10 protein-coding genes are annotated in these 14964 nt (G+C 66.8%); 5 read left to right on the forward strand and 5 right to left on the reverse strand.

What is annotated here, in order from left to right:
• Positions 1-4: 4 nt before the first annotated feature.
• Both ABFO07_RS12995 and ABFO07_RS13000 read right to left on the reverse strand, forming a co-directional pair.
• The gene (locus ABFO07_RS12995) at positions 5-3148 is read right to left on the reverse strand and encodes a multidrug efflux RND transporter permease subunit (protein ID WP_059810955.1); all 3144 of its coding nucleotides are present in this window, start codon (positions 3146-3148) and stop codon (positions 5-7) included.
• A 20-nt stretch (positions 3149-3168) separates the two neighbouring features.
• Positions 3169-4329: an efflux RND transporter periplasmic adaptor subunit gene (locus ABFO07_RS13000; RefSeq protein ID WP_124517589.1), complete on the reverse strand. Its 1161-nt coding sequence runs from the start codon at positions 4327-4329 to the stop codon at positions 3169-3171.
• Positions 4330-4459: 130 nt separating this feature from the next.
• Between ABFO07_RS13000 and ABFO07_RS13005 the strand changes: the two genes are divergently transcribed.
• The 4 genes from ABFO07_RS13005 to ABFO07_RS13020 all read left to right on the forward strand — a co-directional run bounded on the left by ABFO07_RS13005 (position 4460) and on the right by ABFO07_RS13020 (position 8560).
• Positions 4460-5197 (forward strand): response regulator, encoded by a 738-nt coding sequence (locus tag ABFO07_RS13005; RefSeq protein ID WP_059566859.1) that lies wholly within the window; start codon positions 4460-4462, stop codon positions 5195-5197.
• Positions 5194-6357: an ATP-binding protein gene (locus ABFO07_RS13010; RefSeq protein ID WP_347467458.1), complete on the forward strand. Its 1164-nt coding sequence runs from the start codon at positions 5194-5196 to the stop codon at positions 6355-6357. The genes ABFO07_RS13005 and ABFO07_RS13010 overlap by 4 nt, the downstream gene beginning before the upstream one ends.
• Before the next feature lie 320 nt (positions 6358-6677).
• Positions 6678-7832 carry a glycosyltransferase gene (locus ABFO07_RS13015; RefSeq protein ID WP_059563763.1) on the forward strand — a complete coding sequence of 385 codons (1155 nt, stop codon included), beginning with the start codon at positions 6678-6680 and terminating at the stop codon, positions 7830-7832.
• Complete coding sequence (locus ABFO07_RS13020; protein WP_347467461.1) at positions 7823-8560, forward strand: polysaccharide deacetylase family protein; 738 nt, start codon at positions 7823-7825, stop codon at positions 8558-8560. The genes ABFO07_RS13015 and ABFO07_RS13020 overlap by 10 nt, the downstream gene beginning before the upstream one ends.
• Positions 8561-8592: 32 nt before the next feature.
• Here the strand turns inward: ABFO07_RS13020 and ABFO07_RS13025 are convergent, their stop codons facing one another.
• From ABFO07_RS13025 to ggt, 3 genes are all read right to left on the reverse strand, one after another.
• Complete coding sequence (locus ABFO07_RS13025; protein WP_347467463.1) at positions 8593-9660, reverse strand: ATP-binding protein; 1068 nt, start codon at positions 9658-9660, stop codon at positions 8593-8595.
• A gap of 559 nt (positions 9661-10219) precedes the next feature.
• A complete protein-coding gene (locus ABFO07_RS13030; protein ID WP_059563244.1) occupies positions 10220-11521 on the reverse strand; it encodes a dicarboxylate/amino acid:cation symporter in 1302 nt (433 codons plus the stop codon).
• Between the two features lie 127 nt (positions 11522-11648).
• On the reverse strand, positions 11649-13400 hold the full coding sequence (gene ggt / locus ABFO07_RS13035) for a gamma-glutamyltransferase (protein WP_059961359.1): 1752 nt from the start codon (positions 13398-13400) through the stop codon (positions 11649-11651).
• 269 nt (positions 13401-13669) lie between these two features.
• Between ggt and ABFO07_RS13040 the strand changes: the two genes are divergently transcribed.
• Positions 13670-14548, forward strand: coding sequence for a MurR/RpiR family transcriptional regulator (locus ABFO07_RS13040; protein WP_347467466.1), 879 nt, complete (start codon positions 13670-13672; stop codon positions 14546-14548).
• The last annotated feature ends 416 nt before the right edge of the window (positions 14549-14964 follow it).

The following is a 14964-nucleotide window of genomic DNA, read 5'->3' on the forward strand; positions in this document are numbered from 1 at the left end:
CACATTAACCTTCCTGTTCCGGACTCACGGCGACGGTTTTCTTACGGGATCCGAACCATGCCCCGACGCGCTCCTGGAAGCCCATCACGAACACGAAAAACACCGGCACGAAGAAAATCGCCAGCACCGTGGCGGTCACCATGCCGCCGAACACGCCCGTGCCGATCGCGTGCTGCGTTTCGGCGCTCGCGCCCGTCGCGATCATCAGCGGCACCACGCCCAGGCCGAACGCCAGCGACGTCATCAGGATCGGGCGCAGCCGCAGCCGCGACGCTTCCACCGCCGCTTCGACGAGCCCCTTGCCTTCCTCGCGCAACTGCTTCGCGAATTCGACGATCAGGATCGCGTTCTTCGCGGACAGGCCGATCACGGTGATCATCCCGACCTTGAAGTACACGTCGTTCGGCAAGCCGCGCAGCATCACCGCGCCGATCGCGCCGATCAGGCCCAGCGGCACGACCAGCATCACCGACAGCGGGATCGACCAGCTCTCGTAGAGCGCCGCCAGCACCAGGAACACCACGATCATCGACAGCGCCATCAGCATCGGCGCCTCCGAAGCGGACTGGCGTTCCTGCAGCGACTGGCCCGTCCACGCCACCGAGAAGCCCGGCGGCAGCTGCCTGGCCAGACGTTCCATCTCGTCCATCGCCGCGCCGCTCGAGTAGCCGGGTGCGGCCATGCCCGAGATGCGCGCGGACGGGTAGCCCTGGTAGCGCACCATCTGCAGCGGCGTATCGGCCCACACGGGCTGGACCACCTCGGACAGCGGCACCATGCCGCCGCTCGCGTTGCGCACGTAGAGCTTCATCACGCTGTCGATCTGCATGCGCGCCGGCGCATCGGCCTGGATGATCACCTGCTGCATGCGCCCCGCGTTCGGGAAATCGTTGACGTAGGTCGAGCCCATCGCACCCGACAGCGTGTCGCTGATGCTCGTGAACGACACGCCCAGCGCCTCGGCCTTCTGCCGGTCGATATCCAGGCGGATGCTCGCGCCGGCCGGCAGGCTGTCCGGATAGACGCCGACCACGACCTTGCTTTGCGCCGCGAGTTCGAGCAGCTTGGCCTCGGCCGCCTTGAGCGCCGCGCTACCCTGGTTCGCGCGGTCCTGCAGGCGCATCGAGAAGCCCGAGCTGGTGCCCAGTTCGTCGATCGCCGGCGGCATCAGGCTCATCACCGTGCCTTCGGTCACGCCCGCCATCGCCTGCTGGGCCATCATGGCTTCGCCCATGGCCGTCGCGCCGTTGCGCTTGTTCCAGTCCTTCAGCACCGCGTAGTTCAATGCGGCATTCGGGCCGGAGCCGGAGAAGCCGTAGCCGACGATCGAAATGCTGGATTCGATCCCCGGGCGCGAAGCGATATGCCGCTCGAGCGTCTTGACCACGTCCCGCGTGCGCTCGGCCGTCGAATCGGACGGCAGCAGGAAGCCGGTCATGAAGTAGCCCTGGTCCTCCTCGGGCAGGAACGACGACGGCAGCTCCCGGAAGCCGACCACCAGCACGCCGCAGATCGCGACGAAAATCAGCATCACGCGCCCCGCACGGCCGATCAGCCGGCCGACGCGCGTCGCGTACCACTGCGTCATGCGGTCGAAGCGGCGGTTGAACCAGCCGAAGAAGCCGCGCTTCTCGTGGTGCCCGTGCGCGATCGGCTTGAGCATCGTCGCGCACAGCGCCGGCGTCAGCGTGAGCGCGAGCAGCGCCGAGAACAGGATGGACACCGCCATCGACATCGTGAACTGCTGGTAGATCACGCCCACCGAACCGCTGGACATCGCCATCGGCAGGAACACGGCGGTCAGCACCAGCGTGACGCCGATGATCGCGCCGGTGATCTCCTTCATCGCCTTGACCGTCGCGTCCTTCGGCGACAGGCCTTCCTCCGCCATCAGGCGCTCGACGTTCTCCACCACGACGATCGCATCGTCGACGATGATGCCGATCGCGAGCACCATGCCGAACATGGTCAGCACGTTGATCGAGAAGCCGGTGGCCAGCATCACCGTGAAGGTGCCGAGCATCGCGACCGGCGCGACGATCGCCGGGATCAGCGTGTAGCGCACGTTCTGCAGGAACAGGTACATCACGAGGAACACCAGCACCATCGCTTCCAGCAGCGTATGGAGCACCTTCTCGATCGAGATCTTCACGAACGGCGCGGTGTCGAACGGGATCGAATCGCTCATGCCCGACGGCATCGATTTGCGCATCTCGTCCAGCCGCGCCCGCACGGCCGCCGCGGTCTTGACCGCGTTGCCGCCCGGCGAAAGCTGCACGCCGGCGATGACGGCGGGCTTGCCGCTCTCGGTGTTGACGAAGTTGTAGGACTGCGAGCCGAGTTCGACCCGCGCGACGTCGCCCAGCACCACCTTGGAGCCGTTCGCGTTGGCGCGCAGCACGATCGCGGCAAACGCTTCCGGCGTCGTCAGTTGACCCTGCACGGTGAGCGGCACGGTCACCCGCTGCCCCGTCATGGCCGGCAACGCGCCGACGCTGCCCGGCGCGATCTGCACGTTCTGCTGGCTGACGGCGGCCGTCAGGTCGCTCATCGACAGGTTGTAGGTGATCAGCTTGGACGGATCGACCCAGATGCGCATCGCCCGTTCGGACCCGAACATCTGCACGCGGCCCACGCCCTCGACGCGGCGCAGCTCCTCGACGATGTTGCGCGCCATGTAGTCGGCGAGCTCGCCTTCGTCGAAACGGCCGCTATCGGACTTGAGGGCGACGAACAGCAGGAAGCCGGACGAGGCCGACTCGACGATCACGCCGTTCTGCCGCACGACCGCGGGCAGGCGCGGCTCGACGGCCTTCAGCTTGTTCTGCACGTCGACCTGCGCGAGCGCCGGATCCGTGCCGGGCTTGAACGTGACGGTGATCTTCGAGACACCGGACGTATCGGCCGACGACTCGTAGTACAGCAGGTTCTTGACGCCCGACAGCTCCCGTTCGATCAGGCTCAGCACCCCGTCGCTCATGGTTTGCGGCGTGGCGCCCGGGTAGGTCGCGGTGATGGTGACGGTCGGCGGTGCGACCGTCGGGTAGCGCGCGATCGGCAGCTCCGGGATCGCGATCAAGCCCGTCAGGATGATGAAGAGCGCGACGACCCATGCGAAGACCGGCCGGCGGATGAAGAATTGAGACATGGCAGGACGCTCCCCGTGACTCAGCGCGCGGCCGTGGCGGCCGCGGCGTCAGGCGACTTCCAGGCCTTCGCGGTGACCGGGACGCCGTCGGCCAGCCGCTCCATGCCTTCCACCACGACCTTCTGGCCCGCCTGCAGCCCCGACTTGATGCGGTAGCTGCGGCCCGCCTGCTCGCCCAGCTCGACCGGCTTCAGGTGCGCCTGGTTCTTCGCGTCGAGCACCCAGACCTGCGGCTTGCCGTCCGCGCGCAGCACCGCCTGTTGCGGCACCGTCAGCGCGTTCGCGTAGTTCGCGCGCGGAATGCGCGCGCGCACGTACATGCCCGGCAGCAGCTGGCGCTTCGAGTTGTCCACCAGCACGCGCACCAGCACGTCGCCGGTGCCGGAATCGACGTTCACGCCGGAGAACAGCATGCGGCCCTTGACGTCGTAAGGCGTGCCGTCGTCGCGCAGCACCTCGACCGGCAGGCCGGTGCCGGTATACCCGTCCTGCGACGCCAGCGCGTCGCGCAGGTGCTGCAGCGATGCGGCCGGCTGGCGCACGTCCACGTAAACCTGGTCGATCTGCTGGATGCGCGCCATCGGCTGGCTGTCGGCGCTGCTGACGAGCGCGCCTTCGGTCACCAGCGCCTGGTCGATGCGGCCCGTGATCGGCGCCTCGACCGTCGCGAACTTCAGGTCGAGCTGCCGGCGGGCGAGCGTGGCGCGCGCCTGCGCGACGTCGGCGGCTGCCTGGTCGCGCTGCGACACCGCATCGTCATACACCTGGCGGCTGATCGCGTCCGCCTCGACGAGCGGGCGCAAGCGCGCCGTCTGCACCTTGGCGCGCGCGAGCGCGGCCTCGGCCCGCTGCAGCGCCGCCGCGGCCGTATCCATGTCGGCCTTGAACGGCGCCGGGTTGATCTGGAACAGCGACTGGCCGGCACGCACCTCGGTGCCCTGCTCGAACAGCCGACGCTGCACGATGCCGCTGACCTGCGGGCGGATTTCCGCGATCCTGACCGCCGCGATGCGGCCGGGCAAGTCTTCGGTCAGCTTGAGGGGCGCAGGCGCCAGGGTCATGGCGCTCACCTGCGGCGCCGGCAGTGCGGCCTGTTGTTCGGATTGTCCGCACCCGGCCAGTAGCGCAGCAAACACGAGGGCGTATGCACCGCCGTAGCGGCAACGTCGATCGTTCTTCATATGGACTCCATGAGACGCAGGCAACCAGACTGCCGGCGAAGACTGGCGAGTCTGCGCGCGACCAATGGCGTCTCGTCTGAGGTAGCATGGAGATTCGATGGAGATACCAACGGAATTCGAAGCAGTCGACATGCCTGAAACCACCCGCCCCTCCGGTGCCGCCCAGGGCGCCCAAGCCCTGATCCTCATTGCCGAGGACGAACCCGAGATCGCCGAGATCCTGGCCGCCTATTTCGCGCGCAGCGGCCTGCGCAGCGTGCATGCGGCCGACGGCCGCCGCGCGCTCGACCTGCATCTGTCGCTCAAGCCCGACCTCGTGCTGCTGGACGTGCAGATGCCCCACGTCGACGGCTGGCAGGTGCTGGCCGAGATTCGCCATCGCGGCGATACGCCCGTGATCATGCTGACCGCGCTGGACCAGGACGTCGACAAACTGACCGGGCTGCGCATCGGTGCGGACGACTACGTGGTCAAGCCGTTCAATCCCGCGGAAGTCGTCGCGCGCGTGCAGGCGGTGCTGCGCCGCTCGATGGCCAATTCGGGCGCGGCGGACCGGCGCGTGCTGCGCGCGGCGCCGTTCGAGATCGACCTCGACCACCACGAAGCCACCGTGCAGATCGGCCAGCAGCGCCACACGCTCACGCTCACGCTGACCGAATTCAAGCTGCTCGCGCAGCTGGCGCGCGCGCCCAAGCGGGTAGCCAGCCGCGCCGAGCTGATGGCGGCCTGCCTGCCGGAAGGCGATGCGCTGGAGCGCACGGTGGACAGCCACATCAGCAAGCTGCGCAAGAAACTGGAGGAACTCGGCATCGACGGTGTGCCGGCCAGTGTGCGCGGCGTCGGCTACAAGCTGTGGAGCGTCGATTGAAGCTGGAAGGCCTGAGCCGCCAGATCGCCTTGTGGATGGCGGCGATGGCGTTCGGCGTGACGGTGCTGGTGGTGGTGACGGCCTATGTGTTCTATTACCTGGTCTTCACGTACTGGCCAGCCTATTACAACTACGGCACGCGCTGGGAGTGGGTGCCGACCACGCCGGAATGGGTCTGGCTGAGCGCGACCACGCTGGCCGGCCTCGCGCTCGCGATTGCCGTCGCGGTCAATCTGTCGCGGCGCATTCTGGCGCCGCTGAACTCGGTGGCGGACAGCATCCGCCGCGTCGCGCACGGCGATCTCGGCGCGCGTGCGGTGGCCGGCGACCGCTCGTTGCGCGAAGCCGCGCTGCTCGCCGACGATTTCAACGCGCTCGCCGACCAGTTGCAGCGCGTGACCAAAGAGCAGGCGTTCTGGAATGCCGCGATCGCGCACGAGCTGCGCACGCCGGTCACGGTGCTGCGCGGCAGGCTGCAGGGGCTGGCCGAAGGCGTGTTTACCCCCGATGAAACGCAATTCCGCAGCCTGCTGACGCAGGTGGAAGGCCTTGCGCGGCTGATCGAGGATCTGCGCGTGATCAGCCTCGCCGAAAGCGGCCATCTGGATCTCGAGGTGCAGGACACGAATCTCGCCGCCGACGTCAAGGCGGTGGTCGAGGTGTTCGGCGATGCGCTCAGGGCCGCAGGCCAGCATCTGGTGCTGGATCTCGACGACCGGCCGATGCGCTGCGATCCGATGCGGATCCGGCAGGCGCTGCTCGCGCTGCTGGAAAACGCCCGCCGGCATGCGGTGCCGGGAGCGATCCGCATCCAGACCCGGCTGGAGCACGGAACCTGTCATCTGCGGGTCGAGGACGACGGCCCGGGCATTCCGGCGGATTTCGCGCCGCACGTGTTCGAGGCGTTCCGGCGCGCGACCGATACGCGTCGCGGGCAAAACCGAGGCAGCGGGCTGGGGCTTGCGGTGGTGGCGGCGATCGCGCACGCGCACGGCGGGCAGGCACTGTGCAACCGCGCCGGCAGCGGCACCTGTTTCGAATTGCGCTGGCCCGCCGATCTTGCGCCAGCGCCCCGCTCCGACCGGCGGCCCGGGACACGCCCTGCCGTCGAACGCGCCCCCATCCCCGCGGATGGCAACGGCGCCGATGATCGGGCCTGACGACCCCGCCTTCGCCGCAAAGCAGCGCTTCTTCCCCATACGGCATGCGTCGCGGCGCCTTCGGCGCTCGCGCCGCCGTCACGACCCGCCGGTTCATCTCTCCGCCCCGGCCGCATCCGGATCGCCTGACCGGACGAATCTACACAAAACGGCACAGGCATCGACAACCCCGGATGTAACGCATCTGTAAGATTCCGGCATTCATTCCGGCAACGCCGATGGTCCGCCCATGTGCGGCGCGCTGCCGTGGATCCCGGAACACGCGTCCGTACATTCAGGAACCCTGATGACGCGCGTTCGAAGAAGAGCGATGCATCGAGATGAACATTCTCTATACAAACTTTCATGGCGACTTCGGCGGCGGCCACGACACCTACGTGCACGATCTCGCCACCGCGATGAGCGGGCGTCACCGGGTGACCGTCGCGTCGCCGCAAGGCAGCCGCCTGTCGCGCCTGGTCGCGGAGCACCCCGCGATTTCGGTCGTCGACATGCAGTTCAAGCCGCGCTGGACCACGCTGTTCCACGAAGTGCGCCGGCTGCGCCGGCTGATCGACACCGCCCGCATCGACGTCGTCCACGTGAACGGCTCGGCGGATCACCGGCAGGTGATGCTGGCGCTGCCCGGCTGCCGCAACCGGCCCGCGGTCGTGTTCACGAAACACAATACCTACCGCGCCGACAGCTTCGGCAACCTGTTCCGCGCACGCTTCGCGACGACGCGCACCATCGCGGTGAGCGACTACGTCCGGGTGATGCTGGAGCGGGAATCGCCTTATGAAAACATCACCGTGATCAAGCACGGCGTGCGCGTTCCGGCGGCGAGCCGGCTGCGCCGCGACGAGGTTCGCCGCCGCAAGGCCGCGTGCTTCGGGCCGGCCGGCGCGGATGCGATCGTGCTGGGCAGCACGGCCGGCACCACACCGGCGAAGGGCTGGACGGACCTGATTGCCGCGCTGGGCCGCCTGCCGGACGCACAGCGCGAGCGGTTCCGCGTGCTGCTGGCGGGCGAGGCGCCGTCGGACGAACAGCGCGCGCTCGTCACGCAGCACGGCATGGCGTCGCGCACCGTCTTCACCGGCATGCTCGACTGCGCGCACGACCTGTTCTCGATCACCGACGTGTCGTTCGTGCTGTCGTACCAGGAGAGCCTGTCGTACGCGTGCCGCGAAGCGATGTCGATGGGCTGCCCGACGATCGTCAGCCGCGTGGGCGGCCTGCCCGAGAACATCGAGCATGGCGTCGACGGATGGATCGTGCCGCCGCGCGCGCCGGAAGCCGTCGCGCCGATCCTGAGCGCGATCGCGGCCGAGCCCGGAGTCGTCGAGTCGATGAGCCGCAATGCCTGGCTGAAAGGCCGCCACGAGTTCTGCTTCGAGAAGTTCGTCGACGCGACGATGTCCGTTTATGAAAGCGCGATCGGCCGGCATCGCAGCCATCGGGTGCCGGCGACCGGAGCGATGCAATGGCGATGACGCCCGCGACGCGCTACCCGATCCTGATGTACCACCAGATTCGCCCGCTGCCGCCGCCCACCGACCGGTTGCGCGGGCTGAGCGTCGACCCCAGCGCATTCCGCCGCCAGATGCAGTGGTTCAGGCGGCTCGGCTACCGCGGCCTGAGCGTGGCCGAACTGCAGCCTTATATTCGCGGGGAGCGGCACGGCAAGGTGTTCGGGATCTCGTTCGACGACGGCTTTCTCAACGTGCTGACGCACGCGATGCCGGTGCTCGACGAAGCCGGCTTCACCGCGACCTGCTATTTCGTCGCCGACCGGTTCGACGGCACGAACGCGTGGGACGCCGGCGACGACACCGTGCGTTCCCCGCTGATGTCGATCGAGAACATGCTCGAATGGCGCGATCACGGCCACGAGATCGGCTCGCACACGCTCGATCATGTGCCGCTGTCGCGCGTGGCCGCAGACGAATCATGGCGGCAGGTGGTCGAATCGCGCCGCCGGCTCGAGGCATTGAGCGGGCGGCGCATCGAATCGTTCTGCTATCCGTATGGCGACCTGAGCGCACGGGTGCGCGACCAGGTCGAGGCGGCCGGATACCGGAATGCGACCACCACGCAGCGCGGCTGTGCAAGCCGGCACGACGATCCGTTCGCACTGCCGCGCATTCCGGTCGCGGGCGGCGTCGGCGCCGCCCGGCTGTGGTTCAAGTGCCTGCGAGGGCGTGCCCGCCGCCGCGGCTGAAATCGCCGGCGGTTACGCCGCGGTTGCGATTTTCATACCGCCGCCAGATCGTCGGGCCAACGCAACTCGAAACGCGTGCCGCTGCCGGCGCGGTTGCACAGCGCCTGCCCGCCATGCGCGTGCGCGATCGCCGCCACCACCGCAAGCCCCAGCCCGCTCCCCCGGTTTTGCCCGCGGCGCGTATCGGTCGCGCGCCGGAACGCCTCGAACACGTGCGGCGCGAAATCCGCCGGAATGCCCGGGCCGTCGTCCTCGACTCGCAGATGACAGGTTCCGTGCTCCAGCCGGGTCTGGATGCGGATCGCCCCCGGCACCGCATACCGGCGGGCGTTTTCCAGCAGCGCGAGCAGCGCCTGCCGGATCCGCATCGGATCGCAGCGCATCGGCCGGTCGTCGAGATCCAGCACCGGATGCTGGCCTGCAGCCCTGAGCGCATCGCCGAACACCTCGACCACCGCCTTGACGTCGGCGGCGAGATTCGTGTCCTGCACCTCGAGATCCAGATGGCCGCTTTCCGCGAGGCTGATCACGCGCAGATCCTCGATCAGCCGCGCAAGGCCTTCCACCTGCGTCAGCAGGCTGCGGAATTGCGTTTCATCGGGCGTAAACACGCCTTCGGCCAGCCCTTGCAGCCTGCCGCGCAGCACCGTGACCGGCGTGCGCAGCTCGTGCGCGATCGCGGCATTCCAGAACGCCTGCTCTTTGGTCACGCGCTGCAACTGGTCGGCGAGCGCGTTGAAATCGTCGGCGAGCAGCGCGGCTTCGCGCAACGAGCGGTCGCCGGCCACCGCGCGCGCGCCGAGATCGCCGTGCGCGACGCGGCGGATGCTGTCCGCCACCGAATTCAACGGCGCCAGGATGCGCCGCGACAGGTTGACCGCCACGACGATCGCGAGCGCGAGGCCGGCCAGCGTGGTCGCGATCAGCCAGACCCACTCCGGGCCGGTCGGCGTCCAGCCCGTCAGATTGGTCTCGCCCGGCCAGTATTTGATCAGCACGTTGTAGAACGTGTAGGCGGACGTCACGACCAGTATCGTCATGCCCAACGCCATCGCCGCCATCGTCAGCGCGATCTGGCGGCTCAATCCGTCCAGCTTCATCACCACTCCAAGAGATGTAGCCGACGCCTCGCGCGTCGGCCCGATTGCTCCCGGCACCGAACCTGCCGCCGAATGCGCGCAAGACGCGTTCGGCTTGAAAGGATTCGCCCGGTAGACGTTTGCGGAATGCCCGGTGTACACACCGCCCGATCGGGCGGCTGCTTCGTTGACGCGCAGGTGGGCCTGACGCGGTTAGACGAGCCATCGCCCCATCTGCGCAACACAGGGTAGATGCAGCGCGGCCGGCACGACGGCCCGCAATCCAGGTTGCATCGTGCGCCGGCTCACGCGCCGCTGCGCGTGCGGGCTCGGGGAGTCGACAGCCGTTTCATGGTGACGGATCAACGGGCTGCGAACCTGCGCACGATGCCGCAGACATCCGCTACGTTAGCAGATCGACGTTCATCTCGTCGGCCCGATTCCGCGCGGCGGAGCGGGCCCGATGAAAACAAAAAACCCGCGAGAACAAGGCTTCTCGCGGGTCTGATCATTCCGCCGGCATGGTGCCGGCGGCAGGTATTGGCGGGTCAAGTCCGATAGCGGACGCCCGGGCGATGGCTCAAGCCTTCTCCTTGATCCGCAGCGCCAGCTCCGCGTCGAGACGCGCGGCATGCGCTTCGGCCTCGGCCTCCGGCATCAGCTCGCCCTCCCACTTCGCGACCACCGCGCTGGCGATCGAGTTGCCCACCGCGTTCGTCGCCGAGCGGCCCATGTCGAGGAACGTGTCGACGCCGAGAATCAGCAGCAGCCCCGCTTCCGGAATGTTGAACTGGTGCAGCGTCGCCGCGATGACGACGAGCGATGCACGCGGCACGCCGGCCATCCCCTTCGACGTCAGCATCAGGACCAGCAGCATCGTGACCTGCGTGCCCAGCGACAGATGAATGCCGTAGGCCTGCGCGATGAACAGCGACGCAAACGTGCAGTACATCATCGAGCCGTCGAGGTTGAACGAATAGCCCATCGGCATCACGAAACTCGAGATCTTGCGGCGCACGCCGAAGCGGTCGAGCGCATCGAGGATCTTCGGATACGCGGCTTCGGAGCTCGCCGTCGCGAACGACAGCATGAACGCTTCCTTGATCAGCGCGAGCAGCTTGAACACCCGGCGGCCGAGGAACAACAGCCCGGCCGCGACGAGCGTGGCCCACAGCAGGAACAGGCTCACGTAGAAATCGCCCATGAACACCGCGAATTTCAGCAGGATCGACAGGCCGTTGATCGCCACGGTCGATGCCATCGCCGCCAGCACCGCGAGCGGTGCGAGCTTCATCACATAGCCGGTGATCTTGAGCATCACGTGCGACAGCTGCTCGATCGCGGCGACGAGGATCTTCGCGCGTTCGCCGAGCGATGCGAGCGCGACGCCGAAGAACATCGAGAACACGACGATCTGCAGGACCTCGTTGTTCGTCATCGCCTCGGCGAACGACTTCGGCACCATGTGCCCCACGAAATCCTTCAGCGTGAACTTGGACGTCGCGAGACTCGCCGTCGCGCCGATGTCCGGCAGCGGCAGCCCGAGGTTCTCGCCCGGCCGCAGCAGGTTGGCCATCAGCAGCCCGAGCAGCAGCGAGATCAGCGACGCGGTGACGAACCAGCCGAACGCCTTCACGAACACGCGCCCCACCGACGACGCGTCGCCCATGTGCGCGATGCCGACGACGAGCGTCGAGAACACCAGCGGGCCGATCACCATCTTGATCAGCCGCAGGAACACGTCCGAGACGAGCGAGATGTAGCCGGCGATCTCCGTGGCGGAGCGCTTGTCCGGAAACTGCGTATTGATCATGTAGCCGATCAGGATGCCGGCCGCCATCGCGAGCAGGATCCAGCCTGCCGCGGACATGCGTTTGTTCATAGCGAAAATTCGGCGCACGCGCCGGTCCGGAAGAAGTGAAATCGGCGCATCCCGCGCGGTGCGACGGAATGCGCGTGGCCGGCGCCGAACGGGTGGTTCTGCGCCGGGTGCTCAGGTCAACGATCGATCAATAACCGATCGCCGAACCGGCCGGGCGGCGCGGGTCGTTGAAGCCGTAGATGAAGCCCACCCGCACGTTGCCGGACACCGACGAATCGTTCCCGGAACTCTGCCGGCTCGCGGCTTCGGTCCCCGGCAAGCCGACCAGGATCAGCTCGGCGGCGCCCCACGGCGTCTGCTCGACCATCTTGTAGCCCATGTTGCGCAGGATCGCGAGCGTGTCGGGCGACAGGCCGTAGGTCTCGTAATAGACCTCGTCGGGCAGCCATTGGTGGTGGATGCGCGGCGCGTCGACCGCATCCTGCGGCGTCATCCCGTAGTCGATCACGTTCAGCACCGTCTGCAGCGTGATCGTGATGATGCGCGAGCCGCCCGGCGAGCCGACCACCATGAACACCTTGCCGTCCTTCTTCACGATGGTCGGCGCCATCGACGACAGCGGGCGCTTGCCCGGCGCGATCGAATTGCGGGTGCCCTGCACGAGGCCGAACAGGTTCTGCGCGCCGACCTTCACGGTGAAGTCGTCCATCTCGTCGTTCAGGAAGAAGCCCGTGCCCGGCGCGATCACCACCGCGCCGAAGCGGCCGTTGACCGTGTAGGTAGTCGAAACCGCGTTGCCGTCCCGGTCGATGATCGAATAGTGCGTCGTCTCCGGCTTCTCGTGCGCGCCGACACCGGCCTGCACGTCGACCGACGGCGTCGCCGTATCGGCGTGGATGCTCTTGCGGAGTTCGGCTGCGTAGTCCTTGCTCGTCAGCTTCGCGACCGGATTGTCGATATAGTTCGGATCGCCAAGCAGCGTGTTGCGATCTTCGTATGCATGCCGCATCGCTTCGGTCATGGCGTGAATCGATGCCGCCGAGTGGTAGCCGAGCTTGCGCAGGTCATACCCTTCCAGGACGTTCAGCGTCTCGCACATCGTCACGCCGCCGGAGCTCGGGGGCGGCGCCGACACGAACTCGTAGCCGCGATACGTGCACTTCAGCGGCGCCACGTCTTCCGCGCGATACGACGCGAAATCGCTCGCCGCGATCACGCCGCCGGAGCGCTTGGCCGCCGCCTCGACGATCTTCGGAATCTCGCCGTGATAGAACGCGTCGGGCCCCTGCTGCGCGATGCGCTCGAGCGTGCGGGCGAGGTCCTTCTGCACCAGGCGATCGCCCGGCTGCAGCGGCGTGCCGTCGGGGCGCAGGAAGATGCGCGCCGCTTCCGGGTCCTTCCTGAAGCGCTGGATCGTCGTGTCGAGGATGTCCGTATCGCCGCGCGTCAGGATGAAGCCGTCGCGGGCGAGCCGGATCGCGGGCGCCATCACCTGCTGGCGCGTGAGCTTCCCGTATTTGCGCAGCGCGAGATCGAGGCCGGCGACCGTGCCCGGCACGCCGACGGCGCGATAGCCGTACAGGCTTTCGTCGGGGCGCACGTTCCCCGCGGCGTCGAGATACATGTTCGCGGAGGCCGCGGCCGGCGCGGTTTCGCGGAAGTTGATGAAGCGGTCGCGGCCGTCCGCGAGGTGGAGCGTCATGAAGCCGCCGCCGCCGATGTTGCCGCAGCACGGATTCGTCACGGCTTGCGCGTAGCCGACCGCAACGGCGGCGTCCACCGCGTTGCCGCCCTGCTTCAGCATCTCGACGCCGATTGCCGATGCGAGATGCTGCGACGACACGACCATGCCGTTCTTCGCTTCAACTGCGGGTTCCGAAGCGGCGAACGCGCTCAAGTGCAGTGCCGACAACAGGGTGAGTACAACGAGCCGCCTCATGACGAAATCCTCCAAACGAAAGCTGGGCCATGCCGGGCGTTATTTGGTAATGTTTGATACATCCCAGCGAGGCCGCGATCATAGCAGCGGATTTTTGCGCGAAAAACCTAGGGTTATCACTAGATATCGACGGGGACGCGGCGTGGGGTTCGGGTTCGCTTTGTTTGTTTTATTACATGGATGAGCACGGCGATCGGCTAACATGCGTGGGATCGCCCGCGGACGAACGTCTGCCCGGCGTCATTCAAATATGAGTGTTGGAGTGCCCGATGGGGACAAGCATCAGGGCGTTGCTGCTATCGCAGATGGATAGCTTCACGCCGTCGGAACAGAAGGTCGCGCACGCGTTGCTGGATCGCTACCCCAGCCTCGGCCTGGGGCCCATTGCCAACTTCGCGAAGCAGGCCGAGGTCAGCGACCCGACCGTCTTTCGCTTCGTCGTCAGGATGGGCTTTCCGAACTACCCGTCGTTCCAGCAGGCGCTGTACGACGAAATCGACACCGCGATGAATTCGCCGCTTGCCCGGATGGATGCCTTCCACTCCGAATCCGGCATGCGGGACAATCATGCGGCGATTTTTCAGCGGCTCTCGCAGTCGCTCGCGACCACGATCGAAGGGCTCGATGCAGCAGCCTTCGACGAAGCCGTCACGCTGCTGGCCGATCCGGGCGTGCGCGTGTTCTGCGGCGGCGGGCGGTACACCGCGCCGCTCGCTTCGTTGTTTTCCTTCACCCTCGCCTACGCGCGCCCGCATGTTCAGTATGTCGAACCGAACGTCAACCTGGCGTCGGTTGCGCTCACCGACATGGGGCCCGGCGATGTCCTCGTCATTTTCGATTTTCGCCGCTACCAGAAGGACAGCGTCCGGTTCGCGCAATCCGCGCACCGGCTCGGCACGCGGATTCTGCTGATCACCGACGAATGGATCTCGCCGATCGGCGAGGTTGCCGAAATCGTGCTTCGCATCCAGGGGCGACCTTTCGCGATGCTGCAGACCAACGTTCCCGCACTCGCGCTGGCCGAAGCGCTCGTGATCTGCGTGACGAACCGTCACCCCGAGCTGGCAAGACAGCGGATGGAGAAGATCGAATACCTGAACACGGGGGGCGTCGAGCAGGATACGAACCGGCGGGATTTGCCGGAGTGAGTGTCAATGGCACGACAAGACCACGACGCCGCCGATCACTTGCGTCGCGTAACCCACGGCGACCAACGGCTGTGCCGTATCATGCCCCACGACAACCGTCTGAACCGACAACTGCCCGGTCGTCGAGACGCCATTTTCGTTCGATCCGCTCTCACGGCCCCCGAACATCGCACAACATCGAATTGAGCCGTCGAAAGGCAGAGTCAAGGCGTGTCAATCGTTGCCGAGGTGCGGCAGGCAGGGCAATTCGATTGCATAGCGCTCGTAGCGAATCGCGGAACGACAATCCGGATTTATTGGAAGGTGCGACATATTCCGGCAGCCGAAAATGTCGACAATAGAATTTACGGCAGTGCGGCGAATATTACCTTGCGCTTTATCTCAACAATCACTGACAGAATTGCGAGGTCAGATAA

It is taken from the genome of Burkholderia stagnalis (assembly GCF_039848545.1).
Lineage (GTDB): Bacteria > Pseudomonadota > Gammaproteobacteria > Burkholderiales > Burkholderiaceae > Burkholderia > Burkholderia stagnalis.